The 26,753-nt window shown below is 73.1% G+C and carries 21 protein-coding genes; 7 read left to right on the top strand and 14 right to left on the bottom strand.

All coding sequences use genetic code 11. The features are described from left to right. Nucleotides 1-88 precede the first annotated feature (88 nt). Nucleotides 89-1,246: a glycosyltransferase family 39 protein gene (locus ADL15_RS34715; protein ID WP_198171144.1), complete on the top strand. Its 1,158-nt coding sequence runs from the start codon at nt 89-91 to the stop codon at nt 1,244-1,246. 236 nt (nt 1,247-1,482) lie between these two features. Here the strand turns inward: ADL15_RS34715 and ADL15_RS34710 are convergent, their stop codons facing one another. The 3 genes from ADL15_RS34710 to ADL15_RS54605 form a co-directional block, all read right to left on the bottom strand. Then, on the bottom strand, nt 1,483-1,857 hold the full coding sequence (locus tag ADL15_RS34710; RefSeq protein WP_067700064.1) for a YciI family protein: 375 nt from the start codon (nt 1,855-1,857) through the stop codon (nt 1,483-1,485). A gap of 193 nt (nt 1,858-2,050) precedes the next feature. Continuing rightward, nucleotides 2,051-2,842 carry a hypothetical protein gene (locus ADL15_RS34705; RefSeq protein WP_198171143.1) on the bottom strand — a complete coding sequence of 264 codons (792 nt, stop codon included), beginning with the start codon at nt 2,840-2,842 and terminating at the stop codon, nt 2,051-2,053. Further along, entirely contained in the window at nt 2,839-3,021 is a 183-nt protein-coding gene (locus ADL15_RS54605; protein WP_198171142.1) for a hypothetical protein, read from the bottom strand. Before ADL15_RS54605 ends, ADL15_RS34705 begins: the two co-directional genes overlap by 4 nt. Nucleotides 3,022-3,389: 368 nt before the next feature. Between ADL15_RS54605 and ADL15_RS34700 the strand changes: the two genes are divergently transcribed. Together ADL15_RS34700 and ADL15_RS34695 are read left to right on the top strand one after the other, a co-directional pair. Beyond that, the gene (locus ADL15_RS34700; protein WP_067700061.1) at nt 3,390-4,190 is read left to right on the top strand and encodes a class I SAM-dependent methyltransferase; all 801 of its coding nucleotides are present in this window, start codon (nt 3,390-3,392) and stop codon (nt 4,188-4,190) included. Nucleotides 4,191-4,678: 488 nt separating this feature from the next. Further along, nucleotides 4,679-5,230 (top strand): hypothetical protein, encoded by a 552-nt coding sequence (locus tag ADL15_RS34695; protein WP_067700058.1) that lies wholly within the window; start codon nt 4,679-4,681, stop codon nt 5,228-5,230. 134 nt (nt 5,231-5,364) lie between these two features. On the opposite strand, the gene ADL15_RS34690 is transcribed toward ADL15_RS34695, so the two are convergent. Beyond that, on the bottom strand, nt 5,365-7,656 hold the full coding sequence (locus ADL15_RS34690; protein WP_067700055.1) for a hybrid sensor histidine kinase/response regulator: 2,292 nt from the start codon (nt 7,654-7,656) through the stop codon (nt 5,365-5,367). 10 nt (nt 7,657-7,666) lie between these two features. Then, on the bottom strand, nt 7,667-8,929 hold the full coding sequence (locus tag ADL15_RS34685; RefSeq protein WP_067700052.1) for a polysaccharide biosynthesis protein: 1,263 nt from the start codon (nt 8,927-8,929) through the stop codon (nt 7,667-7,669). Nucleotides 8,930-9,031: 102 nt separating this feature from the next. Here ADL15_RS34685 and ADL15_RS34680 point away from each other — a divergent pair, with 102 nt between their 5' ends. Then, nucleotides 9,032-10,432, top strand: a complete 1,401-nt coding sequence (locus tag ADL15_RS34680; RefSeq protein WP_067700049.1) for a nucleoside/nucleotide kinase family protein — start codon at nt 9,032-9,034, stop codon at nt 10,430-10,432. Between the two features lie 7 nt (nt 10,433-10,439). On the opposite strand, the gene ADL15_RS34675 is transcribed toward ADL15_RS34680, so the two are convergent. The 8 genes from ADL15_RS34675 to ADL15_RS34640 all read right to left on the bottom strand — a co-directional run bounded on the left by ADL15_RS34675 (nt 10,440) and on the right by ADL15_RS34640 (nt 20,436). After that, complete coding sequence (locus tag ADL15_RS34675; protein WP_083972166.1) at nt 10,440-11,129, bottom strand: response regulator transcription factor; 690 nt, start codon at nt 11,127-11,129, stop codon at nt 10,440-10,442. Between the two features lie 106 nt (nt 11,130-11,235). Beyond that, the gene (locus ADL15_RS34670; RefSeq protein ID WP_067700043.1) at nt 11,236-11,550 is read right to left on the bottom strand and encodes a hypothetical protein; all 315 of its coding nucleotides are present in this window, start codon (nt 11,548-11,550) and stop codon (nt 11,236-11,238) included. A gap of 45 nt (nt 11,551-11,595) precedes the next feature. Continuing rightward, complete coding sequence (locus tag ADL15_RS34665) at nt 11,596-12,756, bottom strand: glycosyltransferase family 4 protein (RefSeq protein ID WP_067700040.1); 1,161 nt, start codon at nt 12,754-12,756, stop codon at nt 11,596-11,598. Beyond that, a complete protein-coding gene (locus tag ADL15_RS34660) occupies nt 12,753-13,607 on the bottom strand; it encodes a glycosyltransferase family 2 protein (protein WP_083972165.1) in 855 nt (284 codons plus the stop codon). The genes ADL15_RS34665 and ADL15_RS34660 overlap by 4 nt, the downstream gene beginning before the upstream one ends. 105 nt (nt 13,608-13,712) lie before the next feature. Further along, on the bottom strand, nt 13,713-17,006 hold the full coding sequence (locus tag ADL15_RS34655) for a Neogenin (RefSeq protein WP_067700034.1): 3,294 nt from the start codon (nt 17,004-17,006) through the stop codon (nt 13,713-13,715). Between the two features lie 52 nt (nt 17,007-17,058). Next, nucleotides 17,059-17,916, bottom strand: coding sequence for a sensor histidine kinase (locus tag ADL15_RS34650; RefSeq protein ID WP_232344736.1), 858 nt, complete (start codon nt 17,914-17,916; stop codon nt 17,059-17,061). A 23-nt stretch (nt 17,917-17,939) separates the two neighbouring features. Further along, entirely contained in the window at nt 17,940-19,814 is a 1,875-nt protein-coding gene (locus ADL15_RS56630) for an ATP-binding protein (RefSeq protein WP_067700029.1), read from the bottom strand. Nucleotides 19,815-19,914: 100 nt separating this feature from the next. After that, nucleotides 19,915-20,436, bottom strand: a complete 522-nt coding sequence (locus tag ADL15_RS34640) for a hypothetical protein (RefSeq protein ID WP_067700025.1) — start codon at nt 20,434-20,436, stop codon at nt 19,915-19,917. A 151-nt stretch (nt 20,437-20,587) separates the two neighbouring features. Here ADL15_RS34640 and ADL15_RS34635 point away from each other — a divergent pair, with 151 nt between their 5' ends. From ADL15_RS34635 to ADL15_RS34625, 3 genes are read left to right on the top strand one after another with little or no spacing between them, the layout of a single operon-like run. Continuing rightward, nucleotides 20,588-20,848, top strand: coding sequence for a hypothetical protein (locus tag ADL15_RS34635; RefSeq protein WP_067700022.1), 261 nt, complete (start codon nt 20,588-20,590; stop codon nt 20,846-20,848). Then, nucleotides 20,848-24,543, top strand: a complete 3,696-nt coding sequence (locus ADL15_RS34630) for a hypothetical protein (RefSeq protein WP_067700019.1) — start codon at nt 20,848-20,850, stop codon at nt 24,541-24,543. The genes ADL15_RS34635 and ADL15_RS34630 overlap by 1 nt, the downstream gene beginning before the upstream one ends. Next, complete coding sequence (locus ADL15_RS34625) at nt 24,540-25,559, top strand: metallophosphoesterase family protein (protein WP_067700092.1); 1,020 nt, start codon at nt 24,540-24,542, stop codon at nt 25,557-25,559. Before ADL15_RS34630 ends, ADL15_RS34625 begins: the two co-directional genes overlap by 4 nt. Before the next feature lie 7 nt (nt 25,560-25,566). Here ADL15_RS34625 and ADL15_RS34620 read toward each other — a convergent pair whose 3' ends face one another. After that, complete coding sequence (locus tag ADL15_RS34620) at nt 25,567-26,667, bottom strand: glycosyltransferase family 4 protein (protein ID WP_067700016.1); 1,101 nt, start codon at nt 26,665-26,667, stop codon at nt 25,567-25,569. Between the last annotated feature and the right edge of the window lie 86 nt (nt 26,668-26,753).

The raw sequence follows: 26,753 nt of genomic DNA, 5'->3' as shown, positions 1-26,753 counted from the left end.
CGAAGATGTCGAGACTATCACCGGGTCACCCCGGATTCCCGCACAGCGGTCTCCCGGGAGTGAAACGCCGGTCGAGCCGGTCACCACAGTGGACGAGGCCGTCGCGGCCCCGGTCGCGGCGCCGCCCGTGCTCGGGCGGATCGGGTTCCTGGCAGCCTGGCCGGCCCTGGCCCTCTACGCCGTCCTCCGCGCGTCCGGACTGATCGCGTTCTGGCTCACCGCCGACAACCTGCACCGCGACTTCTGGCAGCAGCTGACCCGGTGGGACGGCGGCTGGTACCTCGCGGTCATCAGCCGCGGCTACGACGCGGCCTTCGCGCTCCGCCCGGACGGCACGCCGCTCCCCAGCAACCTGGCGTTCTTCCCGCTCTACCCCGGTCTGATCTGGACGTTCGACCACGTCCTCCCCGGTGACGCCACGGTCGCCGCGATCACGATCGCCTGGGCGGCCGGCCTGGCCGCCGCGTGGGGCCTGTTCGCGATCGGGACGCACCTGCACAACCGCCGCACCGGCGTGCTGCTGGCCGGCGTCTGGGCGGTCATCCCGCACGGCATCGTCGAGTCGATGGGCTACACCGAGACGCTGTTCACCGCGCTCTGCGCCTGGTCGCTGTTCGCGGTGCTGCGCCGGCACTGGCTGATCGCCGGTCTGCTCTGCAGCCTCGCGGGCCTGACCCGCCCGACCGGCGCCGCCCTGGTCGCCGCGGTCGGCCTGGCCGCGCTGGTCGCGGTGATCCGCCGTCAGGACAGCTGGCGCCCGTGGCTCGGCGGCGTGATCGCCCCGCTCGGCTTCCTCGCCTACGTCGGCTGGGTCGGCGACCGGCTCGGCACCCTGAACGGCTATTTCAGTGTCCAGAAGGACACCTGGAACATGTACTACGACAACGGCTACTACACGCTGTCGACCGCCCGCACCGTGCTCCTCGGCAAGAGCGACCTGGCCATCGTGATGTGCACCGTGGTCCTGGTGGCCGCGATCGCCCTGTTCTTCGCGCTCTCCGGCGACGCCCGCGCCTGGCCCCTCGCGGTCTTCTCCCTGGTTATCATCGCGATGGTCATCTTCGGTCACGGCTACTACCACGCCAAGGGCCGCCTGCTGGTACCGGCGTTCCCGCTGCTGCTGCCGATCGCCATCGCGCTGGCCGCCGCCCGCATCCGCACCGTGATCGCGGTCCTGGTCACCCTCGCGGTCGTCTCGGCGAGCTACGGCGCCTACGTCCTGCTGTTCTGGACCCATTCCCCGTAGCCGCCGGACCGCTTCCGGTCCATCATCCTTTTTCGGTACGACCTGTGCACAGTCCCGCCGAGCAGCGCGACGTCGTCCCGGCTCCCGATCGCTGAGCGGGCATCCGGGGCGGGGCGGCCGCTCCGGACCGCCGCCCCCACCCTGGCCCCGAACCCTGGCCGCCACTCCGCCACTCCGGCCCGCCGGTCCGGCCCCGGCCCGCCGCCGTCGACGCGGCGGGCCGCCGTGTCAGGACGTCACCTGTGCCGATCAGTCAGGCCGATCATCTTGTCGTGCTCGGGGTCGGGCATCAGCTCGCGGACCTCCTGCGCGCACCGGCACCCGGCCGCGATCCGGGCAGCCCAGGCGAGGGCCTCCTCGCGGGTGTCCACCTCGATGACCGAGAACCCGCCGATGACCTCCTTGGTCTCCGGGTAGGGCCCGTCGGTGACCAGCCCGTCGGTGCCCACGACGCTGGCCCGCTGCCGCTGCAGCCCGCCGCCGTAGACCCACACCCCGGCCTCCCAGGCCTCCCGCACCACCGCCTTGGAGGACGTGGCCAGGTCCTCCCACTCGTCGTCCTTGATGTGGTCCATCGCACCGTCGTTGAACGAGACCAGGTACCGCGTCATCGGATCACTCCTCACTCCCGGCGGCCCGATCCGGCCACCCCTCAACCCATCCCACGAACGCCCACCGCCGAATCCGACACCACGCCGGAAATTTCTCCCGGATCCACCTCGCCCACGACCGGCAACGCCGTGGTCCCGGCCGCGAGGTGCTGACCCGCGCCGCCACCGCGATCTCCGTGCGGCTCGCCGGTCATCACGGTGCCCACCGCGCGCGCAGGACACCGTCGGGGTCCGGCAGCACCGCGGTCATCAGCGGATGCCGCTCGTCGGCATAGAGCGACAGGACGGCAGCGGCCCGAGCGCCGGCGAGCAGCGCCGGGCAGCTGTCCTCCTCGGCGTACCGGCTGGTGATCGTCCCGGACCGGTCCTCCCGGACGACTTCGACGGTGCTGTCGTCCGCCGGCAGAGCGGCCAGCACCGACGCGATGTCGGTGGACAGGTCCGGCCAGAGCAGCAGCCGGGACCGCGGCGTCAGCCCGGCGCGGACGGGGCCGAGCCGCTCGGCGGTGAGCCGGTGCCAGCGCGAGGCGTTCCCGACGAAACCCTCCTCCAGCAGCACCGGGCCCTGTGCGGCGACGAGGCCGGCGACGTCCGTCCAGAACGCGTCGTCGGCGGCTCGCACCGGAGACTCGGGCGGCTCCGGAAGGTAGGGCGACTCCGGGATCGGCTCGGCGAACAACCCGAGCCGGTGCGTGGCCGCGACGGCGCCGGCACAGGCCGAGGTGCTGCTGACGTAGACGTACTGGTCCCAGCCGACGTGCACCGAGAAACGCCCGTCGACCTCGAGGCGGCACCACGCGCCGTTGTCCCGGAGCATCGCCCGCACCAGTTCCAGGCCGACGGACAGCGGGATCTCGGCGCCGTCGTGATAGCCCGCGAGGTCCGCCGGGAACAGCCCGGCCAGCCCGTGCCCGTCGACGGCCGCCTCGACCCCGAAGTTGACCAGACCGGCCACGGAGGGCTCCCGGACCGACAGCGTCGTCACCCCGCTGTCCGCGCGAACGCACCGACCGCGGCCAGGTAGGCCGCCTCGACCACCCCGTGATCACTCACGACGTCCTCGCCGCCGACGTAGGACCCCCGCTCGTCCCGATCCGCCGGGTCGTACTTGGTCACCCGATAACAGAAGGCCGGCGCCCCGCCCTCACTCACAACCCCAGCCACACCCCGATCGTATGACCCCCACCACCGCCCAAGCCCACCAACGACCTTCGCGTCCAGCCCGGAGAGCCCCCATCGTCGGGTCACGGCCCGTTCAGCAACCACTGGCGCTCGCCGGCCACCGCCGGCGCTGAGCCGGGCCGGGTGGTCAGGCCCCCGGCTGGTCCTCGTGGCCGTTATCCGGGCTCTATAAGGGCGCTGCTGCCCAGCCCGGCGAGCCGGGCTGGGCCTGGTGGCCGTTAAGGCCCGCCCGATAGGGCCGTGAGGACCAGCCGGGGGTGGTGACGCGCGCTGCCCGCCGTTCCGGAACGCGAGCATCGCGTGCGCTGGATCGCGCACCGGCGTCGCCCCGGACGGTCTAGCGTCGAGGGGTGACAGTGGACTTGTTCGATGCCTTGGCCATGTATGACGACGACTATCTGCACTTCTTCGCGGGCGGAGCGGCGGCGGGAGGGGCTGGGGTGACGCACGGCCCGGCGGTGCCCATCGCGGTGGGCGGGACCGCGGTGGCTGATCTCGTCGGGGGGCTGCTCGAGCTGGAGCCGGGGATGGCCGTGCTGGACCTGGCCTGCGGGCACGGGTCGCTGGCGATCGCGCTGGCCGGGCGCGGGTGCGAGGTGACCGGGCTGGACTTCTCCGAGGTGTTCCTGGACCGGGCCCGGTCGGACGCGGCCGCTCGGGGTGCGGAGGTGGACTTCGTGGCCGGGGACATGCGGGCGCTGCCGGCCGGGTGGACCGGGCGGTTCGACCGGGTGGTGAACTGGTCGACGGCGTTCGGGTATTTCGACGACGCCTCGAACCGGGCGGTGCTCGACGAGATCGTGCGGGTGCTGCGCCCCGGCGGCCGGCTCGCGATGGACCTCGACAACCTGGCGCGGTTCCTGACGTCCTGGACGCCGTCGCGGATCACGGCGGCCCTGGACAACGGGGACATGCTCGTCGACCGGCACCACTTCGATCCGCTGACCGCCCGGTTCGAGGTGGAACGCACGGTGATCCGGGACGGCGCGGCGCGCAAGCTGACGTTCCTGAAGCGGCTGTTCGGCTTCCCGGAGATCCGGGACTGGTACGCCGCGGCCGGCTTCACCACGGTCGCCGGGCACGGCGAGGACGGCCACCCGCTGACCGCCGCTCACCACCGCATGATCGTGACCGCCACCCGCCCGGCGTAGACCCCGAGCCGGCATCCCGGTTCCCGGCATGCCGGGAACCGTGGCAACCCGGCACCGCGGGTGCGTCACGGTGGCGGGCTGGCTCTCCGGGGTGCCTCGCCGACGGCGAGACACCCCGGAGAGCCAGCCACTGAGCGGAAGGCGCGTGGCGGTCCGGGGCGGAGCGGTCTCGCGTGGGCCTCACGGGCGGGACTCGGCTTGTAGCCTGCGGGCGGGACTCCCCGTTCGTACCGTGAAAAAAGCGGAACGGCGCCGGGAAAACCCGGCGCCGAACCAGCGGTTCTGTCCTTTGAAGATCAGAACAGTCGGGTGCGGCCCGGTGGCCTGCCCGTTCCACGAACGGCCGCCTCGCAACCTCGGGCCGTCCCCACCTCCCGGTTGCTGCCCGATCGGCGGGTGGCGGGCCGGGGCGGGTGGCGGGCGGCGGAGCTACCGGGCGGACGGGTTCCGGCACCGGTTCTGCAACCGAGGCGTGGCACCATCGCAGCGTGATCGTTGCCCGTACCTCCGTATCCGGCCTGCGCAGAGCCGGTCTCACCCTGGCCGCCGCGGTGCTCGGCGTGGGACTCGCGCCGATGCCGGCCCGGGCCGACGGGCCGGGCTACGGAGGAGACGCCGACGCTTTGACTGTCGCGTGGCGGTCCGCCGGATCGGGCCGTGGGCTGGTGGTGTCCGCCGTCGGCTTCCGGAGCGGCTCGGCGGTGCGCGTGCGAGTCGGCTCGGAGGCCGAGCGTTCCGTCACCGCGGACCCGGCCGGTGCGGTGGACATGCTCCTCACCTCGGCCAGCACCGCAGTGACGGCCGCCGCGGCCGCCGGTACGAGTGTGCTGCTCACCGGCCACACCCCGGCGGGTGACCTGCGTACGCTGATCGGCGCGGTGCCGCCGGGAGCGGCCGGGATCGGCGTCGCGGACCTGGTCCCCTGGGCCGGTGCGCTGGCGCTGTCCGGTATCGCCGGCCTGTGGCTCCGGCGCCGTTTCGCGCCGGCCGCCGGCGGCCAGCTGCGGCGTTACCGTCATCCCGGCCGTCACCGCGTCTGACCGGTTTCGGCCAGGTGCCCCGGGCCGGTCATCGCGCCTGATCGGTGGCGGTCCGGTGCCCCGAGCCGGCCACGCCGCCTGCCGGCTGACCGGGCTCGGGCACGTCACGGCCCGGGAGTCCGGTCTCCGGGTGGTCAGCCCGCGTGGAGGTAGACGGTCATCGCGATCTCGGCCGCTGCCGCTGCCCGGTCGACCTCGGCCACCGCGGCGGCCAGGACACCGGCGTCGACGGCTGCGGCGGCCAGCCGTTCGACCCGGGCGCAGGCATCGGCCAGCGGCCCGGCGCCGAGCAGCGCACTGGAGGACTTGAGAGTGTGCGCGATCGCGCCCAGCCGGTTGTGCTCGCCGGTGCCGAGCGCGTCCGTCATGCCCTGCCGGCGCCCACTGAGCTCGGCCAGGAAGGTGCTGACGGTCATGGCCACCAGTTCGCGGTCCTCCAGCTGGGCCTCGAGCTCGTGCAACTGCACCAGTGAGAGGGCGCTGCCCTCCGGCGGGCCCGGCTGCGCCGCCGGAGTGGCGTTTTCCACCGGGCCCGCGGCGACGACCGGGCCTGGGGCGACGACTGGGCCTGCGGCGACGGGCGGGTCCGTGGCGACGGGCGGGTCCGTGGGGACGACCGGGCCTGAGGGGACGGGCGGCGTGGTCGCCGGTGCCGGGGTCGTCAGATACGGCAGCAACGCCCGGCGCAGTTCGGCCAAGGTGATCGGCTTCGAGAGGTAGCCGTCCATCCCGGCGGCCAGGCACTGCTCCCGGTCCTCGGGCAGCGCCGTCGCGGTCAGGGCGACGACCGGCACCCGGCACCCGGCCGCGCGGATCTGCCGGGTGGCCTCCAGCCCGTCCAACCCGGGCATCTGCATGTCCATCAGCGCCAGGTCGTAGCGGGTCTCGCCGAGCAACGCCGCCACCGCCGCGACCCCGTCCACGACGGTGTCGCAGTCGACTCCCATCAGCCCGATCATGCGACGCAGCACGGTGCGGTTGATCTCGTTGTCCTCGGCGAGCAGGACCCGTCCCGGTGGGAGCGGCACCACCGGCAACGGCGCGCCCCGCACCCCGGTGCGCTGCTGGTGGAGAGCGGCGGTGAGCCGGTCGACGGTCACCGGGGCGCTCAGCACACCGGTCCGCCGCACCACCCCGGTGCGCGGATCGGTGGCACTGACCATCAAGGCCCGGCCGGAATCGCCGACCGCGGCGAGGATCGCCTCGGCTCGTTCCGCGGCGGTGGGGTCGTGGGCGTCGTCGCACCACACCACGACGCTGGTGCCGCTCCGCCCGGCGATCACGTCGTCGAGGCTCACCCGGACGGCGTCGGCGCCCGCGGCGGTGACCATCCAGGCCAGCGCCTCCTCGGAACGGAGGGTGGGCGCGGCGACGGCGACCCGGGTCCGGATCGGCGTCCGGACCCCGGGCCCGGCCGGTCCCGGCAGCGGGCGCAGCGGCAGCCGGATGGTGAACCAGGATCCGTGGCCGGGCTCCGAGCGTACGGTCAAGGTTCCGTCCAGGCATCGGGTGAGCCGCCGGGCCAGCGCCAGGCCCAGGCCGGCGCCCTCGTGCCGCCGAGCGGCCGAGAACCCGGCCTGCACGAAAGGCTCGAAGATCCGCTCCTGATCCTCCCCGGCGATACCCGGCCCGGTGTCGGAGACCTCGATCAGGTAGGCGTCGCCGCCGTCCGCCCGCGCCGTGACGACCACCTCGCCCCGGTCGGTGTACCGGACCGCGTTGCCGACGACGGCCGCGAGCACCTGGCGCAGCCGGTCGGCGTCGCCCTCGACCACCGGGGGCAGGCTCGGCTCGCGCGCGGCGAGCAGCAGGATGCCCTTCTCCCGCGTCTGTTGCTGAAGCGGCTCGGCGACGCTCTCCAGGAGGTCCCGGACCGTCACCGGTCCGGGCCGGGTGAGGAGCGTTCCGGTCTCCAGCCGGGCCAGGTCCAGCAGGTCGTCGGTGAGCAGCCGCAGCCCGTGCACTGCCCGATGCATGCTGTCGACGGTCTCCCGGACGTCGGACGGCAGGGTCTGGGCCCGCAGCAGTTCGATCGCGGCGACGACAGTGGTGACCGGAGTCCGCACCTCGTGCCCGAGCAGGGCGAGGAACTGCTGCCGGGACGCATCGGAGGTGGCCGCCTCGGCGACGATCAGGCGGCGCTGCGCACCGCAGGTGCTCTCCAGGCCGCTGACCCTGATCGTCGTCGCCGGGACCGGGCCGCACCGGCAGGTCAGCACGGCGTCCGCCGGTGGCCGGATGTCCCGGATCAGGTCCGGCAGCCGGTTGTGCGCCGGGCAATCCTGGTCGGTCCTGGTCAGCACGTCACCCTCGGCCGGACCGGACTGCCGCCACCGTGCGTTCGCGACCAGGATCCGGCCGTGCTCGTCGGTGATCGCGGCCGGGCCGGCCAGGGCCTCGACCAGGGTGCGCGCTGCGAAACTCATGTGTAACCCCTTACCGGAGTGCGGCCACCGTCAGTGCGGTCTCCTCCGGGAGGGCCCGGGGAACACGGCGGGTCCAGGCGCGTCCCTCGGTCACCGCGACCACCAGCAGAGTGGGCAGCAGCGCCGCGGCCGAGCAGGCGGCTATCTGCGCGGCCGAGCTGTGCCACCGCTGGATGAGGACGACCTCGAGCACGGCACCGGCCCACGGGATCAGTGTCGTCCATGATCGGCGGGCCAGCGCGGCGTTCGTCAGGACGGTCACCACGGAGGTGATCCCGGCGACGGTGGCGAGGATCTGGACCAGCGTGGTGTCCCCGGCGTACCCGTCGCCCCACAGGATGCGCAGCACCAGTGCCGGCGCCGCGGCCAGGACCGCCGCGCCGAGCAGGGCGGGACCGGCGACGGCGGCCAGCACGCTGAGCAGCAGCCGGCCGCGACCGGGCCGGAGGTACGCCGCGACCAGGCGGGGGAAGACCGCCGCCATGATCCCGGCCGGCAGCGCGAGTGCCGTCTTGGCCACCGTCGCCGCGGCGACGTAGGAGCCGGAGGCGGTGCCCGCGAGGTGGTGGCGGGCGAGCAGCAGGTCGACCGTGGAGAACAGGAACAGGCCGGTCACCGCAACGGCCGCGCTGCCCACCGCGCTCAACCGCAGCCGGACGCCGGGTGTCCGGTCCGGATCACGCCACAGGACACGGACCGCGGCGGCCAAAGCGGCCACCTCACCCAGCAGGGTCGCGGCCAGCGCGCCGGCGACGCCGAAGGGCACGGCGAGCCCGAGGCCGAGCACCAGGCGTACCCCGGTGGCCACCAGGTAGGTGGAGGCCACCGCGGAGATCTGCCCGGTGCCGAGCAGCAGCCCGCGCGCGGTGGCGAGCACCGCGGCCACGATCAGGTAGGGCGCGAGTTGCGTCGCCTCGGACAGTCCGTCGAGATGGAAGTACGCACTGATCAGCGGCGCGCAGGCCAGCGTGGCCACACCGGGCAGCAGGCCGTACAGCGCCACCGAGCGCAGCGACCGCCGGGTGGTGTCCCGCCCCGCGCCGTGGGTCGCCGCGTGTGCCGAGGCGGCGGTCTGCAGGGCGCCGAGCGGAATGCCCAGCATCACCATGGCGGCCAGGACCGTGCCCAGCGCTCCGTACGCCGCGGGGTCGAGGAGCCGGCCGACCAGCGCGTGGAAGGCCAGGTTCCCGGCGCTCTGCACGGCGACGGCCACCGCGATCGGACCGGCGGCTCGTAGCAGGGCACTACCGGCGCGTCCGAGATCGATCTGCACGTCACCCGTATCGGCCGGTCACCGGGGAAGCTGCCGGTTCCGGCCGTCGCCGTTCTTCCGGAATCAGCTCGCGCCGCGTCGCCGGGAACGATACTCAGGACGATGTCCGAGAAGTTGCTCCTCCCGTCGCCGAGCCGGGCCGAGGTGCGGGACACCGTCGCCGCGGTCCTCGCCGAGTCCGGTTTGCCGTGGGCCTGGCAGGGCGCCACCGGCGCGCCGGACCGCTGGGTGGCCGACACCGGGCCGGCCGACCTCGACGTCTGGTGCGCCGCGTCCGGCCCGATCGCCGCCCTCGCCCGCCGGCACACCTGTGCGGTGATCGCCGAGGCCGCGGATCCACGGCGGCTGCGGCACACCAGCGTCGCGGTGCAGACCGGCGGCGGGCTGGCCGTCGTGGACCTCACGTACGGTGACCTGCGCGTCGGGCCGATCCTGCTGGTCCCGGCCGCGGAGGTCACCGCTGACCCGGTCACGCATCGGCTGACCGGTGCCGCTGCCGTTGCCGACCTGCTGGTACGCCCGGTGCTGCGCGGACGGATACCGGCCCCCGAGCGCCTCGCCGAGGCGGTCGCGGCGTGGGCGGCGGCGGGGCGCGAGGCCCGGTCCGGGCTGGCGCGGCGACTCACCGGACAGCTCGGCGCGGGCGTCGCCGCGGATCTGCTCCGGGCTGCGGGCGGGGCCCGGGCCGCGGCCGGCCTTCCCCGGCGGGCCCGGTGGCGCCTGGCCGCCCGCAGTCTCGCGCCCGGTGTGGTGGGCGCGACGTGGGCGCAGCGACGCGGCGTTCTGCCCGCCGGGCCGGCTGCCGGCCCGCTGGGTCTGCGGGTCCGCGGGGTCGTGGTCGCCCTGGTGGGCACGGACGGCGCCGGCAAGTCCACGGTCGCCGCCGCTCTGGACGAGAGCCTGCGCCGCAGTGGGTTCGTGACCGCGTCCGCGTACTTCGGCATGGCACGCGGCAACCTGCCCGGGGTCGCGTTCGCCCGTCGCGTGCTCGGCGTCGGCTCGACCGCGCCCACGCCCGGGACGACCGGGCGCGGAGCAGGCGGGCCCGAGGCGGACGAACCGCCGGCGGATCACGTCTGGCTGCGCCGCGCCGCGGCCTGGTTCTACGCCGGCGAGTACAGCTGGCGCTATCTGCGCACCGTGACGCCGGCCCTGGCCCGCCGGCGCGTGGTCATCGCCGACCGTTGGGTCTTCGACCTGCGGGAGTCGCCGTGGCCGGGCTCCCGGGCGGCTCGCCTGGTGGAATTCCTGGTGCCCGCGCCGGACCTGCTGGTGCTGCCCGATGCGCCGGCCGAGGTGATCCATCGCCGCAAACCGGAGCGCAGCCTGGCCGGCCAGCGAGCTCAGCAGGACCGGTTCCGCCGGCTGCTCGCCGAGCGGCCGGCCCGCTGCGCCGAGCTGCTGGTGGACACCACCGGATCGCCGGGCGACGCGGTGGCGCCGCTGGTCGCGGCCGTGGTGCAGGCGGCGCACACCTCCCGGTGGCGCCGCGGTCGCCGCTAGGCAGGCGTCAGGGCTCGAACCGGTAGCCGACGCCGCGCAGCGTACGGATGTGGTGCGGCGCCGAGGCCGACTCACCCAGCTTGCGCCGCAGATTGCCGACGTGCACGTCGATGATGTGGTCATCGCCGTAGAAATTGTCGCCCCAGACGTCCTCCAGCAGCTGGCGCCGGGTGAAGGTGCGGCGAGGCGCGGAGGAGAGCAGGTCGAGCAGATCAAACTCGATCTTGGTGAGTTCGAGCACCACACCGGCCTGGGACACCTCGCGGACCTCGAGGTCGATGCGCAGGTCGCCGTACTCGCGGACGGCTTCGCGCTGGGCCTGGGCGGAGGCGCGCGGCCGGCGCCGCATCGCCTGAATGCGCGCCGAGAGCTCCCGCGGCGAGAACGGTTTGGTGACGTAGTCGTCGGCGCCGACGGAGAGGCCGACCACCTTGTCGAGCTCGTCGGTACGGCCGGTGACCATGATGATGTACGCATCGGTGAACTGCCGGATCTGCCGGCACACCTCGATGCCGTCGACGTCCGGCAGGCCGAGGTCCAGGATCGCGATGTCCGGCCGTTGCTTCTTGGCCCGGGCCACGGCCTCCTGGCCGTCGCCGGCGGCGAAGACCTCGAAGCCCTCCTTCTCCAGCAGATGACGGCAGATCATCATGAACTCGGGGGAGTCCTCGACAACGAGTGCGCGTGGCCTGGGCACGGCTCCTCCGGGGGGCGATGGCGGGATCGGACAGAACTCTGATCGGTCACCCGGCCGGATATTCAAGGCGATCCGTCGGTCCGGCGCGTGATGTCACCCTCAGGTCTCAGGCGGCGGCGCGCTCGCGCGCCTGGTGGAGCAGTTCGATGACACCGTAGGCGTCGATCTCCGCACCCTCGGCGACGTCCAGGAAACCGATCCACCGGCCGGTGCCGGTCTCGGCGTCGGAGACGGCGGCCACCATCTCGAAGCTGATGCACTGGGCGTAGAGCGCCTCGCACATCCGCTCGACGACGTAGCTCAGGGCGGAGGGGGAGCCGTGCCGGGGCAGGACGAGGGTCAGGTCGACGGCTGCCTCGCCGGGACCCCGGACGAAGGTGGCGGTGGTGGTGGCGGTGGCGGTGAGCTGCGAGATCGTCATGGGTAGAGCATGGCGGCCCAACCTCAAGTGGATCTCATGCCACCGTCAAGCCGTGGGCAAGTCCGGCCGGGCGCCGAGCACCGACCGGTACGCCGCGCCTGCCCGCGCCGTCGCCTGGGCCCAGCCCATGTGGTCACGGGCCGACTCCTTACCGGCACGGGCGTACCGATGCCAAGCGGCCTCGTCGGTGAGCAGGGTGACCAGGGCGCGGGCCAGGGCCGGCGGGTCGGCCGGCGGCACGGACAGGCCGTTCACCCCGTCCTCGAGGACCGCCCGGACGCAGGAGACGTCCGTGCCCACCACCGGCAGGCCCACCGCCATCGCTTCGACCAGCGCCATCGCCGGGGGCGAGGTGGTGTAGTCGAACTTGAACGGCCAGGTGCCCACCTGAGCCGCGGCGAACTCGCCGAGCAGGTCCGGCACCGGCTCCGTGAGCACGTCGATCGCGTCGCCCGCGGCGCCGGCCCGGGCCAGGATGGCGGGCAGTTCGGGCCGGGGGATGAGCAACAGGCGCAGCCGGACGCCCGGCACGCGGGCTCGCACGGCACGGAACGCGTCGAGCAGGGTGTCGAGCCCGCGGACCGTCTCGGCGCGGCCGGCGAAGACGATGACCGGGTGGTCCCGGTCGAAGTGGGCGCGGCGGTCGTCGTCCGGGGCGCCGCAGGCGTATCGGACGACCTGGGGGCCGCCCGACCGGCCGAGGCGTTCGGCCACGCGCGGGTCGGGGGTGAGGACGGTGGTCACCCCGGCCCGGCGCAGCGCCGCGACGGCCAGTGGCACCGGCATCACCGTGGTGGCCGCCACCCGCGGCCGCAGCACGTTGGAGGACCACATCTCGGCCAGGGTGCTCCGGCGCCAGGCTCGCGGACCGGGCAGCGTCGGCCAGGCGTAGACGGTCAGCACCTTCGGGTACGGCCGCAGCGCCGGGTGCAGCGCCATCAGCGGTCCGAGCGCCCCGGCGTGCAGGTGGATCAGGTCGGGGCGGATCCCGGCCAGTGCCCCGGCCAGTGGTGCCGCGCGACCCAGCGGGAACGTCTCCAGGGCGCCGCCGAGCTCGGTCACTCCCGAGAACGCCCCGGCGCCGTCGACGACGTGCGTGGTGATCAGGTGATGCTCGCCGGGCACCCTCGTCGCGGTCTCGGTGACGGTGCGTCCCATCGCCTCCCGCGCCGAGAACTCGGCGATGACGTGCGCGACCCGGGTCATGCGCGTACCGCCCGCCCGGCGGCTGCCCGGCCGCGCAGGTGCCCGATCGCGCCGAAGCCGAACTCGCCGATCTTCATGAACCACATCCCGCCGTACAGCAGGGGGTGGGTCCGCAGGTAGCCGACGTGGCGCAGGTAGAGCCGGAAGCGGTGCAGGATGTTGACCTGCCAGCGGAACGCCTCGGGATGCTCGCGCGCGAACACGTCGGCCGTGGTCACGTACCCGAGCTTCTTCTTCAGGGTGCGCGACAGCCGCAGCTCGCCCTCGTTGTGGAACAGGACGTTGCGGGTCCGGCCGATCCGGTACCCGGCGGCGCGGACCCGCAGGTCGAGGTCCTTGTCCTCGGAGAAGACCATGCGCTCGTCGTGGCCGCCGAGCTTCTCGTAGACGTCACGGCGCAGGCAGCGCAGCGATTCGATCTGCTCGACGCCGTCGTAGCACTTCTTCTCCAGCCACTTGCACCGCGCCCAGAACGTGGTGCCGAACGACTCCTCCGGGATCACCAGGGCGTCGTACGGCCCGGACAGCAGTGCGGCGCATTCGGCGAGCAGGCCCGGGGTGACCGTCATGTCGGTGTCGAGATGCAGCAGAACGTCGCCGGTCGCCTCGGCCGCGCCGCGCCGGCGTCCCTGCGCCATCGACCGGTTCTCCTGGAGGTACCGGACCCGCAGGCCACGTTCCCGGTAGGCGTCCAGGAGCTGGGCCGTCCCGTCCGACGACCGGACGTCGTCGTTCACGACGATCTCGAAGTCCCGGTACGTCGAGGCGAGGCACGACGTCAGGAACTCCCGCAGGAGGACGGCGCTGTTGTAGGCCGGCACGACGATCGACAGCGCGGGCGTTCGGGTCATAGACCAATTATGAGCATATTTATGGTTTTTTTAGGTAGATAATGCCGACGGTGGGCCGGAGCTCGACGAGCCCCGGCCCACCGTCGGCGGGTGATCAGGTGTGGATCAGCTGTACAGCGGCATCATCACCGCCCAGTAGACGAGCTCGGTCGCGTTGGCAATCGTCACGTCGGGCTTCGCACCGGCGGCCAGGCCGATGATCCGTCCGGTGTACGCCGACCAGCGGTGCGCGGCCAGATCGGCGTCCAACTGGCGGAGGGTGACAGCCGAGGCGCCGGTGAGGTACCGGTGGGTCAGCGCGCTGAGCCACTCGACGGTCGGCTGGACGGTGTACTTCAGCTGCACCGTGGTGGCCGTGTTGCCCGCCTTGTCCGTGGCGCCGGCACAGGTCACCGTGTGTTTGCCGAAATTCTCCAGGTCGGTGCGTGCGGCCGGGGTGGCGACCCCGGACACCGCGTCGGTGGTGAGGCAGGTGACGACCGGCGCCGCGTCCGGGCCGTAGACCGCGCCGTCGACGGCGCCGGCGACGGTGACGACCGGCGGGTTCCGGTCGACGTTGAGCGTGGTGCCGCTGCTCGCGGTGTTGCCGGCCTTGTCGGTGACGGTGCCGGTGATCTTCTGCCCGGCGCCGTCGGTGATCACCGCGTCGGCGGGGCAGAGCGCCACGCCGGAGCGGTCGTCCGTGCAGGTGTACTTGACCGTCGGTGCCGTCGTGTACCAGCCGGCCTTGTTCTTCGTGCCGACCACGGTGGAGGTGATGCCGGGCGCGGTCCGGTCGAGATTGACGGTGGTGGTGGTGCTCGCGGTGTTGCCGGCCTTGTCGGTGACGGTGCCGGTGGCCTTCTGCCCGGCCCCGTCGGTGGTGACCGTGCTGCCGGTGCTGCAGAAGGCGACCCCGGAGCGGTCGTCGGTGCAGGTGAACCCGATGGTCGGGGCGGTATTGTACCAGCCGTTGGCGTTCGGGGTGGCGCCGGTGACGGTGGTGCCGATGGTGGGCGTGACCTGGTCGAGGCTGACGGTGGTGGTGATGGTGGTGCTGTTGCCGGCCTTGTCGGTGACGGTGCCGGTGATCTTCTGGGCGGTGCCGTCGGTGACCGGGGTGTCGGTGGGGCAGAGTGCCACGCCGGATCCGGTGTCGATGCAGGTGTAGTGGATGGTCGGGGTGGTGCGGTACCAGCCGGCGGTGTTGGTGGTGGCGCCGAGCACGGTGGCGGTGATGACCGGTACGGTCCGGTCGATGTCGACGGTGACCGAGGTGGTGGTGCTGTTGCCGGCCTTGTCGGTGACGGTGCCGCTGACCACCTGACCCGCGCCGTCGGTGGTGACGGGGGTGTCGGCGGGGCAGAGCGCCACACCGGATCCGGCGTCGGTGCAGGTGAAGTGGACGACCGGCGCGACGCTGTACCAGCCGTCGGCGTTCGCGGTGCCCCCGGTGAGGGTGGCGGTGATGACAGGGGCGGTCTGGTCGACGTTCACGGTGACCGAGGTGGTGGTGCTGTTGCCGGCCTTGTCGGTGGCGGTTCCGGTGACGACCTGGCCGGCGCCGTCGGCGGCGACCCTGGTGTCGGCCGGGCACGTGGCGATGCCCGAGGTGCCGTCGAGGCAGGCGAAGTGGACCGTGGGGGCGGTGCGGTACCAGCCGTCGCTGGTGGGCGTGCCGCCCACGATGGTCCTGATGCCGGGAGCGGTCCGGTCGACGTTCACGGTGACCGAGGTGGTGGTGCTGTTGCCGGCCTTGTCGGTGGCGACGCCGGTGACCGTCTGATCCGTGCCGTCGAGGCCCACCGGCGTGTCGGCCGGGCAGGAGGCGATCCCGGATCCGGTGTCGGTGCAGGTGAAGTGGACGGCCGGCGCGGTGGTGTACCAGCCGTCGGCGCCGGTGTCGCCGGCGACCGAGGCGGTGATCCGTGGCGCGGTCAGGTCGAGGTTGAGCACCACGGTGGCGGCGGCGGTGTTGCCGGCCTTGTCGAACGCGATGCCGCTGATCTTCTGGCCCGCGCCGGCGGCGGTCACCACGGTGTCCGCCGGGCAACTGGAGATCGTCGAGGTCTCGTCGCCGCAGGTGTAGTGGATCGTGGGCGGCGAGGTGTACCAGCCGTCGGCGTTCTTCGTGCCGCGCACCGTCGCGGTGATCTGCGGTGCCGTCTGGTCGATCTTCAAGATCAGCGTGGTGGTGGTGGTGTTACCGGCCGCGTCCTTGGCGGTGCCGGAGAAACGACGGGCCGCCCCGTCGGTGTCGGCGAGGACCGGCGCGGGGCAGACCGCGACCGTGCCGGTGCCGTCAGCACAGGTGAACCGGATGGTGACCGGGGTACGGAACCAGCCGTTCACCGGCTTCTGGGACAGCGTCGTGGTGATCGTCGGAGGGGCCCGGTCGGGACCGCTGTCCACGATCGTCGAGGTGTTCGTGGGAACGGCGGGGTCGTCCGGCACCGGGTTCTCGGTGGACTGCGGTGTCGGCGCCGGCGTGGTGACGGCGGGTTCCCAGACCGGGACCGAGCCGGTCAGCGCGCTGCTGCCGCCGTTCTCGTTGTACGCCTTGACCTCCACCATCCAGACCTTGTCGGTGGCCAGGGCGAGCGTCGTGGCGGTGGCCGGAGCGAGCACCTGCAGAGTCTTGGTGACCTTGTCGGTGCCGTACCCGATCTGGTAGTACGCCGGAGCCGGTCCGGTGGCGGGCGCTTTCCAGACCACCGAGACGGTGCCCGGCGCGTTCGCGGTCCGCTCCACGACGAGGTCGGTGGGGTCGGCCGGCCGGAACCGGTCCAGCAGGGACTTGGCCGTCACACACGCCCCGTACTCGTTGACCGTGGTCACGGCCAGCGTGTACGCCCGCGACGGGTCGATGCCCGAGTACTGGAACGACAGGTCCGTGCTCGTCCGGTCGGCGAGCACGATGCCGTCGGAGAGCCGGGTGAAGACCGAGCGGTACCCGGTCAGCGGCGTGTAGCCGGTCCACGCCGGCGCACGCCAGGTGGCGGTGGCCGTGGAGCCGGCGTCGGTACGGGTGGGAGCCATACCCATCACCGCGCTCGGCGTCAGCGCCCGCAGCGAGTAGTAGCCGGTGTTGGTGACCGTGCCGTCCGCGTCCACCGCGCCGACGCGGATCCTGTACGCCGTGCACGGGTTCGGCGCGTCGACGGTGTGAGCGGTCGCGGTGACCGGCAGGTCGAACACCGTCTCCACGTCACCCGCGAGGATGTCGAGCGTGTAGTGATCGGCGTCCGGGACCGTTTTCCAGCCCACCTGGATCCGGTTCACGTCGTCGGTGGCCCGGGCCACCGTCAGATTCTTGGGCGCGGCCAGGGCGGCGAGGGCGATCGTCGGCGAGGCGACCAGCGTCGTCGCGGCCCCGATTGTCGCTACGCCGACCGCGCAGAGCAGTCGCCTCAATGGCATGTGGACCTCCTTGTCTGTCGTTCGTTGCCGGTGAACGGATCGGCCGGCGACCTCAAGCCGGTGTCCGGCTCAGGTCAAGGTTGTGTGTGGAGGCGGGGTCGGCGGGCTGCTCGGCGGACACCGGTGCCAGCGGGAGGGTGAACCAGATCCGGGTGCCACCGCGGAACTGCGGGTCGGCGCCGATGGTGCCGTTCAGCCGCTGCACGATGCGGCGGCAGATGGGTAGTCCGAGACCGGTGCCCGGGTACGCGTCCGGATGGATCCGGTGCAGCTCGTCGAAGATCGCCTCGTGCTGCCCGTCCGGGATGCCGATGCCGTGATCGCTCACCTCGATCCGTACCAGACGGTCGTCGAGCACCCGGCCGGCGACGTGCACCCGAGCGGTCTCGCCGGCCGGCACGTACTTGAACGCGTTGCCGAGCAGGTTCTCCAGCACCCGGCGCACCATGCCGTGGTCGCCCTGGACGGCAGGCAGCGGTTCCCGGGTGACCTGCGGCGCCGGGTAGAGCAGTTCCGTCGCGTCCGCGGTCAGGTCGTCGACGAGCGCGTTCAGGTCGATCGTCGCGATCCGCAGCCGGGCGTCCCGGGTGGTCGAGTACGCCAGCACATCGTCGATCAGCCGCCGCATCCGGTCGGTGCACCGGTTGATCTCGGCGACGAACTCGTCGTACTCGACGGGCCGCGGGAAGCCGACGTCAAGGTGCTCCAGCAGTTGCGCGTACCCGCAGATGCCGGCGAGCGGGGCCTTCAGGTCGTGGCTGACGTCCCGGGCGTACTCCTGCAACTCGTTCACCGAGCGGGTCAGCCCCTCGACGGTGCGTTCGAGCTCGGCGTTGCGGTGGCGCTCGCGGTCCAGTTGGGCGTAGAGGTCCGCGAGCTCGTTGTCGATGGTCGCGGCGTTGTCAGACACGGTGGGCCTTTCCCGGTGGAGTGTCATCGGGCCATCGCCGGGGAGGCGTCGCCGTCGGTACGGAGCTGGGTGATCAGATGGTCGACGTCCGAGGGCGGCACGGCGGGACTCAGGTACGGCTTCAACGCCGAGCGCAGCTCGACCAGCGTGATCGGTTTGCTCAGGCGCCCGTCCATCCCGGCCGCCACGCACCTGTCCCGGTCGGCCGACTCGGTCGCGGTCAGGGCCAGGATCGGGGTACGTGACCCGGCCGCGCGGATCCGCCGGCTCGCCTCCAGCCCGTCGGTGCGAGGCATCTGGACATCCATCAGCACCACGTCGTACCGGGTCCCGCTGAGCACCGCCTCGACCGCGGCCGCGCCGTCGGGTACCGCGTCGCAGGTCACTCCCATGAGCTGGATCATGCGGCGGAAGACCGTGCGGTTGACGTCGTTGTCCTCGGCGAGAAGCACCCGGCCGCCGGGCAGCGGCGGCACCGTGACCGGTGCCCCGCGCACGCCGGTCCGTTCCTGGTTCAGCGCCGCGACCAGGCGGCCCAGCACCAGCGGCGCGGTCAGCACACCCGGCCGCCGGACGATGCCGGTACGCGGGTCGGTGGTGCTGATCATGAGCGCCATGCCGTCCGGGCCGAGGGCCTGGATGACCAGGTCGGCGCGGCGCACCGCCTCGGGGTCGTGCGCGTCGTCGCACCACAGGACGGTGTCCACGTCCGGCATCGGCCGGCTCACCACGGACAGGTCGGCCGGCACCGGTTCGGCGCCGGCGCTGGTCAGCAGCCAGGACAGGGCCCGTACCGAACGGGGCGAGGTGGCCACCACCGCGACCCGGCGACGTGCCAGGGGCCGTGGCTCGCCGGCGTCGCCGACGGCCGTGGGAGCGGCGTGCAACGGCAGCCGGATCCGGAACAGCGCACCCGCCCCCGGCTCGGAGTCCACCTCGATCGTTCCGCCCATCCGATCCACCAGCCGGGAGGCGAGCGCGAGCCCGAGCCCGGCGCCCTCGTGCCGGCGGGCCGCCGACGAGTCGGCCTGCGTGAACGGCTGGAAGATCCGGACCCGCTGCGGCTCGGCGATGCCCGGGCCGGTGTCCGACACGGTCAGCACGTACGACCCGTCACCGGGTGCCTCGGCCAGCACCACGACCTCGCCGGCCGCGGTGAACTTGACGGCGTTGCCGACCACCGCGGCGAGCACCTGGCGCAGCCGGCCCGGGTCACCGAGGACCTCGGCCGGCAGGTCCGGCGCCGGCGCGGCCAGCAGCAGGATGCTCTTGCTGCGGGCCTGGAGCTGCAACGGCTGCACCACACCCTCCAGCAGCGCCCGCACCGCCACCGGCTCGTGCGTCAGGTGCAGCCGGCCGGTCGCCAGGCGTCCCAGGTCGAGCAGGTTCTCGGTGAGTTCCCCCAGGGCGGTGGCCGAGTAGTGCACGCTGTCGACGATCTCCCGGACCTCCTGGTCCAGCGACTGTGCCCGGAGCAGTTCGACGGCCGCCACCACGGTGGTCACCGGGGTACGCACCTCGTGGCTCAGCAGCGCGAGGAACTCGGCCTTGGCGACATCGGCGTTCACCTGCGTGGTGACCGTGATCAGGCACTGCTGCTCGTCGCCGTCGGCGAGGCGGGCCACCCGCAGGGTGCGGTCGGCGTTCCGGTCGCACCGGCATTCCAGGAGGGCGGGCGCGGACCCGGGGGCGATGCGCCACACCGCCTCCAGCACGCCCCGGTGCGCGCCGCACGGCCCGGGCGAGGCGGTGAGGAAGGTGCCCTCGGGCGGGTACAACTCACCGTCGGTCCCGGGCGCGGACCAGTCCTCGTTGGCGGCCAGGACGAGGCCGTCGGTGTTCAGGACCGCCGCCGGGACGGGAATCGCCCCGACCAGAGCACGCGCCGCGTATCCCATACAAGACCTTTCGCGGGGGTGCGAGCCAGGATCCAGGCCCGTGCACCCAGGCTGCCGGGCCTCGAGAGCGGAACGGGTGGCGTCCGGGTGCGACTGCGTTTCAGGCGACGTGGCAACCGCGGTAGCCGCGCGGTGCCTCGCCGTTGCCGCCGGTGCTCCGGCGCCACACGACCACTGCCAGGCCGGCGAGCGCGACGGTGCCGAAGACCCACGGGAGCAGGTCGACCGGGCCACGTCCCGCCGCCTGCGGGGGGACCGCCGAGATCATCACCCGGGCCGCGCCCGAGACCGAGCGCCCGGTCAGGACGATGCTGGCCCCGGAAGCGCCGGTCGCCACCAGCGGCCGCGGCACGCTGACCTCGATCCGGCCGTTCTCGTCGCCGCGGGTCTGCTGGATCGGGCTGCTGCCGAGGCGGACCTCGACGAGGTCGCGGGCCCGGTAACCGAAGCCGGTGACCCGCAGGTCGCCGCCGTCGGTCCAGGTGAGCACGAGCGTGTCGGCGCTCGACGGCACGGCCGCGGCGGCCGGTGCGGCCATCGCCAGCACCGCTCCGAAGATCCCGGCCACGACCAGCAGGACGGCGGTGCGGCTGCGGCGGAGAACGGCGGTGAGCTTCGGCATGTCACCGAGCGTGCGGTACGGCGGGCCGCAGGGGAACGGTCCCGAGGGAAGCTTGCCCGCCTCCTGAGCCTGCCTTGAGCCAGGTGGCCGCTCAGCCGGGCGGCGGTACCGGCCGATGGGGAAGTTGTCCGCTGATGTCCGGAGGTGTGCCGTGTCGTTCGACGACGCCGGAACCGGTGCCCGGCCGCGGGCCCGGCACCGGCGCCCCCACCGGAGCCTGACCGAGCTGGCCGGCAGCCTGTGGCGACGCGCCCTGGGCCTGGCGGTCGTCCTCTTCGCCGCCTGCGGCCCCGCTCACGCGTTCGGGCAGACCGACCTGGTCTTCCACACCACCCTGCTCGGGCTTGCGCTCGCCGGCCTGGCCGTGCCGCTCGGCCTGGCCGGGCTCCGCCACGAGGACCGCGCCGATTGATGCGGGCCCTGCTCACCCGGGCGGCTCTGGTCGCCGCGCGGCCGTACCTGATCGTGCTGGCGCTCGACGTGTTCATCGTCAGCCGCTGGTTCCGGACCGGGACGTTCATCGCCGGTGGCGACATGGGCGCGTTCATCCGGCGCGGCTGGGCACCGGAGATGACCTGGTCCTGGAACCACCAGCAGACCGGCGCCGGGTCCGCCGGCTACACCATGGCCCGGGCGTTCGAGTTCATCCTCATCTGGCTGTGCCGGCTGGCCGGGTTGACCGAGTACTCCGCGCAATGGCTCTATTACACGTGCATCTACGGCCTGGTGGGCTTCGGGGTGGCGTACCTGGCCGGCGCGTTCGTCCGCAGCCACGCCGCCATCGTGGTGGCCGGCACCTTCGGCATGGCCAACGGGTTCTTCCTGACCCGGCTGCCGAACCCGCTCAACGTCATCTCGGTGGGCTCGGTCGCGTTCATCACCGGGGTCGCGATGCGGGCCGCGATGGGCCGGCGGATGCCGAGCCCGATCGCCGGGTTCGCCCTGATGCCCACATCGTTTCTCAGCTTCAACCCGCCGATGCTGGTGGTCGCGTACGCCTGGGCCGTCGCCGGCACGCCGGTGCTGGCCCTCCTGCTGCTGGGCCGTACGGCGGCCGGCCGCCTGCTGAAGTGGTTCGTCGCGGCGGTGCCCTGGGCGATCGGGCTGAACGCGTGGTGGCTGGTGCCGCTGGCGCAGAGCTTCGTCGGCGGCGGCGGGGCCACCGCGAACGCCACCTTCGCCGATCCCACCAACTGGTCCTGGTCACAGGTGAACAACCTGCCACCGAACATCCTCACCATGGTGGCGAACTGGGCCTGGTTCCTGCCGCAGTATCTGCCGTTCGCCGCCGGACTGGACCGCCCCTGGTGGATCTGGATCCGCTACCTGCTGCCCGCGATGGTCTTCGTGGCCCCGTTGCTGGCGTCTCGCCGGCTGCGCCGGGTCGCCCTCGGCATGCTCGCCGTGATCCTGGTGTTCGTGTTCCTGGCCAAGGGCCTGCGGCCACCGCTGAGCGGGCTCAACCTGTTCCTCTACCTGCACGCTCCCGGGTTCTGGCTGTTCCGCGAGCCGATGAGCAAACTCGGTCAGCTGCTCGTCTCGTTCTTCGGCGTGATGCTGGCCGTCACCGTCGAGGGAATGCTGTCCCGGGTGCGCCGGGCAGCCCACCGTCTGCGCCCGTTCACGTACGCCGCGGCGGCGACCCCGGTCCTGCTGGTGCTGGCCTACCCGTATCCGATCTGGACCGGCGGGGTGATGCCGGACGAACGGCCCACCCAGCCCTCGATGCACGTGCGGGTGGCGCCGGAGTGGTGGGACGTCGCCGCGCGCATCGACGCTGACCCGCGGCCCGGCAAGGTCTTCGTCCTCCCCCTGGACGACTACTACCAGATGCCGACGACCTGGGGATTCTTCGGCGCGGACAGCATCGCCAACCTGTTGATCCAGCACCCGGTGGTGCAACCCAAGCCGGACGGGTACTTCGGTGACGTGCCCGGGTTCGCTGCCGACCTGCGGCTGATCGAGAGCGCGTTGCTGGCCGGTGACCTCACCGCGGTGCCCAAGCTGCTGGGTGCGATCGGTGCCAGCCGGGTGATCGTCCGGCACGATCTGGTCCGGGGCCTGCCGAACCGGTATTTCGCGGACGACCGGGTGCTGGCGGCCGCGATGGCCCGGGTTCCCGGCGTGACCCTGGAGACCGACGGCCTGCTGCAGGTGTGGCGGCTCGGCAGCGGGTCCAGCCCGACCGTACGCACCTACGACCGGGTGCTCGACGCCCCGGCCCGGGCCGACGCGGGCGCGGCGGTGCTCGGCACGGTCGGCAGCCGGACGGCGATCGCCGCGCGCCCGGACACCTCGGTGGCCGCGACCAGTCCCCAGGTGGACGACAGCGCCGCCGTCACCCCGGACGTCGTGCACTGGCCGGTGCCGGCGGTGGACTCCGGTGCTCCGGCCACGACGGTGCAGGTGGCGGCCGGCCGTTACACGCTGGCTCAGCGGGCCCGGGCCGCGCCGGCGCTGTTCCCCCGGGTCGACGGCGGCAACCTGCTGCTGGAGGACCCGACCGTGGTGACGGTGGACGGCAAGGCGGTCTCCCGGCGGCCCGTGTTGCGGGTGCCGCTGCCGGCCGGCCGGCGGGTCCTCGCGATCCAGGCCGGCACCCGCCGCACGGTGTCCCTGGACGTGGCGAAGCCGGCGTCCGTGCCGGTCGGCTCGGCCACCGGACTGACTCTCCTGGCCGCCGCCCGCACGCCGGCCCGGGTCAGCGGGTTCAGTCCGGTCTTCGACTGCAACAACTACGAGCCACGGCCGTGGGCCGAGCTCGGCCTCACCGCTCGGATGACCGGGACGGCGCAGGAGCGCACGGTCCGGCTGAGCGCTGCCGACCATGCGGCCTGCACCCGGGTCGTGGTCCGGGACGCCGCGCCCGGGCAGATCTACCGGGTGCGCCTGCAGTACCGCCACCTGGCGGGCCCGCGGCCGCAGATCTGCCTGTGGCAGACCGGTGCGGCCGGGTGCGAGCTGGCCGCCCGGCTCGCGCTCAGCAACCGATGGACCTCGTACGAGGGTGTGGTGACCATGGACGCCGGTGGTGAGTTGCAGATAATCCTGCACGCCGACGTCGGCCTGCGGCTGGCGCCCAAGGCGGTGACCGAGTACCGGGCGGTACAGGTGCAGGCACTGGAGGAGGTGGGCAGCCGTGAGGTGTGGCCGCCGGTCGTGCCGGAGACCAGCGTCGACCTCACCGCCGGGCGGCACGTGCTGCGCGTCGAGGGTGGCCCGGCCGGTTCGGTGCTGGCGCCGTTCGAGTCGCTGGAGGACTGCTACCGCTACGACGACCAGAGCGCCGAGCAGGCCGGTCTGGCCGCCGATGCGCAGGTCGGTGTGGACGGGGAGACCACGTACACGCTCAAGGCGGTGAGTCATCTGGCGTGCATCGGGTCGACCGCCGGGGACGTCGGCGCCGCCTCGCTCTACGAGCTGTCCATGCAGGCGCGCAGTGTCGCGCTGCGCAACCCGAAGTTCTGCCTCTACCTGCGTGGCCCGGACCTGTGCCGCAAGCTGCCGTCGGTGGCGGTGTACCGGGGCTGGACGCGGTACGAGACGCTCATCCCGCCGGACCCGAACACCGTGGAGACCCGGTTGTACCTGTACGGCCTGCGCGATCTCGCCGGTAAGCAGCAGTCCGAGGTCGAGTACCGGGGCGTACGCCTGCGCCCGGTGGCGTCGTCCTCGTCGGTCGTCCTGGTGCGGCAGGCCCCCGCCGCCCCGGCGGTGCCGGCCCCGTCGGTGACCTGGACACGGTCGAACCCGGCGCAGTTCTCCGGCACGGTCACCGCCGCCGGCGCCACCACGCTGGCTCTGACCGAGAGCGCGGCGCCGGGCTGGCAGCTGAGCGGGATCGAGGGTGCGGCGAAGGTGACCCTGCAGGGCTGGATGAGCGGGTGGTCGCTGCCCGGCGGCGGCACCTTCGCGGTCCGGTACGGCCCGGCCCGGGTGGCCCGCTACGCCTTCTACCTGCTCCCGGTCACGGTCACGGTCGCCGCGGGCTTCATGTACGCCGTCCGGCTGCCGCCCGGCCGGCCCGGGGTCTGGGACGTCCGCCATCGGCGCCGCCGGGTGCGGTGGCGGCCGCGATGGCCTTCCTGGGCCCGGCGGGCCCGATGACCGGCATCCTCCGGCGGCTGCTCGGCGAGCGGTCCCGGCAACGGATGCGCTGGGCCCGGGGCCACCCCGCCATGTGGATCGCCGCCGCCGCCGTGGTCGCGCTGGTGGTGATCCTGGGGTGGCCGGCCAGTCGCCACCGGCTGGAAATCATCATCGGGCCGGACACCGTCACCGTGGTGGCGGCCGGGGACATGGCCTGCGACCCCGACGACCCGGACCTGCAACGGGCCACCAAGGCGCAGGGCGACCGGTGCCGTCAGCAGTCGGTGTCGGACATCGCGGTCGCCCTGGACCCGGATTACCTGCTGGCCCTCGGCGATCTCCAGTACGAGATGCCGACCGCCGCCGCGTACCGCACCGTCTACGGTCCCTCGTTCGGCCGGCTGCGGGCCCGCACCGTGCCGGTGTACGGCAACCAGGAGTACAAGGTGCAGGACGCGGCGTCGTTCACCGCCTACTTCGGCGATCGGATCCAGGACACCCGCGGGTACTGGTCGCAGGAGATCGGCCGGTGGCACCTGGTGGTGCTGAACTCCAACTGCTCCGCGGTCACCGGTGGCTGCGGAGCCGGCTCACCCCAGCAGAGCTGGCTCGACGCCGACCTGGCCGCGGCCGGCAGCCGGTGCGTCATCGCCGCCTGGCATCATCCGCGCTGGTCAACCGGTATCGCCGGCCCGGACCGCCGGACCGAGGAGCTGTTCGGCACCCTGCACCGGCATCGGGTTGACCTGCTGCTGTCCGGGCACGAAGCCGACTACCAGCGGTTCGGCCCGTTGAACGGGAACGGCGCCGCCGACCGGACCGGGGTCCGGCAGTTCGTGGTGGGCACCGGTGGCCAGGCGCACTATCGCCCCGAGGGCACGGCCGCCACCGGTGCCCCCGCCGGCGAGTTCGCCGACTACGACCACCACGGGGTGCTCGCGCTGACCCTCCGGCCGGAGTCGTACACCTGGGCCTTCCATCCGCTGGAGGCGGCGCAGGACGTCGAGGACGAGGGGGAGGCGCGCTGCCACTGAGGCCGGGTCAGGCCGCCACCCGCATCGGACCGCGCGGGACGCGGGCGTGTTTCTCGGCGGCGGTCAGCAGGGTGGCGGCGACCTCGTCCCAGGAGTGGGCGCCACCGTGCGGCAGTGGTTCCGGCGACTGCCGGCGCCAGCCGGGCAGCGACGTGGCCAGCTGGTCGGCCATGGCCTCCGGCCGCGGCGGCACGACGATCCCGCCCGCCGCCCGTGTCGAGTCCCGCAGCCCCGGCACGTCGTAGGCGATCGTCGGGGTACCGAGGGCGGCCGCCTCGGTCACCACCAGGCCCCAGCCCTCCCGGACGCTGGCCGCCAGGTGCACGTGGGCCCGGGCCATCAGATCGTGTTTGTCCGCCTCGGAGACGCGGCCGAGGAACTCGACGCCGCGCGGTGCGGCCTCGGTCAGTGACTCCAGCAGCGGACCGCCGCCGAGCATCCAGAGCCGGAGGTCCGGAATCCGGCCGCGGGCCAGCTCGACCGCCCGGATCACGTCCGAGGGCCTCTTGTAGTTCACCATCCGGCCGCAGAACACGGCGGTGGGCCGGTGTTCCTTGGCGGGCCGGGGTAGCGGGACGGGCGGCTCGTAGCCCTCCGGCACCACCGTCACGTCGTGCGCGCCGAAGCGGGCCAGCGCCTGGCGGGTCGACTCGGAGACGGCCAGGACCGGGCCGCGGCCCAGCCGCCGCAACCAGTTCGGCTCCAGCCGGTGCCGGCCGAGGTGGGCCAGCCCCGGCGGCGCGTTGATGTGCCAGATCTCCTCGCACGTCTGGTGGACCAGGGCGATGGTCCGGGCGCCGTCGTTCACCCACTCGTGCGCGTGGAACGGCACGGTGTTGGTCTCGTCGACAACCAGGTCGAAGCGACCGCGGCCGTGCCGCCGCCACCATCGTTGTGCCTCGCGGTAGACGGTGAACCGGCTGCCCGCCCGGATGATCCGGTAACCGTCGCGGACCTCGTCGGCCGGGTGGCCGGTGACGGCCGCCGCGAACAGGGTGACCTGGTGCCCGGCTGCCGCCCAGCGGCGCAGCACCTGTTCGGTGTAGACCTCGGCGCCACCGGACGCCGGGTGGCTCAGGTCCCGCCAGTTCAGAACAAGGATGCGCATCGGCCCTCCGCGGTCGCCGCCGCCGTCGGGGCGGTGACCGGGAAGATCGGCGGCCGGTGGCCGGGGTTGAGAACGTTGCGGATATC

The organism is Actinoplanes awajinensis subsp. mycoplanecinus, from assembly GCF_001509495.1.
GTDB lineage: Bacteria > Actinomycetota > Actinomycetes > Mycobacteriales > Micromonosporaceae > Actinoplanes > Actinoplanes palleronii.
Note: the sequence above shows the minus strand (reverse complement) of the source record. Positions and strands in the feature narration are given on the sequence as shown.

Coding starts and splice junctions, on each gene's coding strand:
- ADL15_RS34710 (WP_067700064.1), bottom strand. CDS start 1,857: ATGACGCGGTACCTGGTCTCGTTCAACGACGGTGCGATGGACCACATC.
- ADL15_RS34690 (WP_067700055.1), bottom strand. CDS start 7,656: ATGAGTTTCGCAGCGCGCACCCTGGTCGAGGCCCTGGCCGGCCCGGCC.
- ADL15_RS34680 (WP_067700049.1), top strand. CDS start 9,032: ATGTCCGAGAAGTTGCTCCTCCCGTCGCCGAGCCGGGCCGAGGTGCGG.
- ADL15_RS34670 (WP_067700043.1), bottom strand. CDS start 11,550: ATGACGATCTCGCAGCTCACCGCCACCGCCACCACCACCGCCACCTTC.
- ADL15_RS34665 (WP_067700040.1), bottom strand. CDS start 12,756: ATGACCCGGGTCGCGCACGTCATCGCCGAGTTCTCGGCGCGGGAGGCG.
- ADL15_RS34660 (WP_083972165.1), bottom strand. CDS start 13,607: ATGACCCGAACGCCCGCGCTGTCGATCGTCGTGCCGGCCTACAACAGC.
- ADL15_RS34655 (WP_067700034.1), bottom strand. CDS start 17,006: ATGCCATTGAGGCGACTGCTCTGCGCGGTCGGCGTAGCGACAATCGGG.
- ADL15_RS56630 (WP_067700029.1), bottom strand. CDS start 19,814: ATGGGATACGCGGCGCGTGCTCTGGTCGGGGCGATTCCCGTCCCGGCG.
- ADL15_RS34640 (WP_067700025.1), bottom strand. CDS start 20,436: ATGCCGAAGCTCACCGCCGTTCTCCGCCGCAGCCGCACCGCCGTCCTG.
- ADL15_RS34630 (WP_067700019.1), top strand. CDS start 20,848: ATGCGGGCCCTGCTCACCCGGGCGGCTCTGGTCGCCGCGCGGCCGTAC.
- ADL15_RS34625 (WP_067700092.1), top strand. CDS start 24,540: ATGACCGGCATCCTCCGGCGGCTGCTCGGCGAGCGGTCCCGGCAACGG.
- ADL15_RS34620 (WP_067700016.1), bottom strand. CDS start 26,667: ATGCGCATCCTTGTTCTGAACTGGCGGGACCTGAGCCACCCGGCGTCC.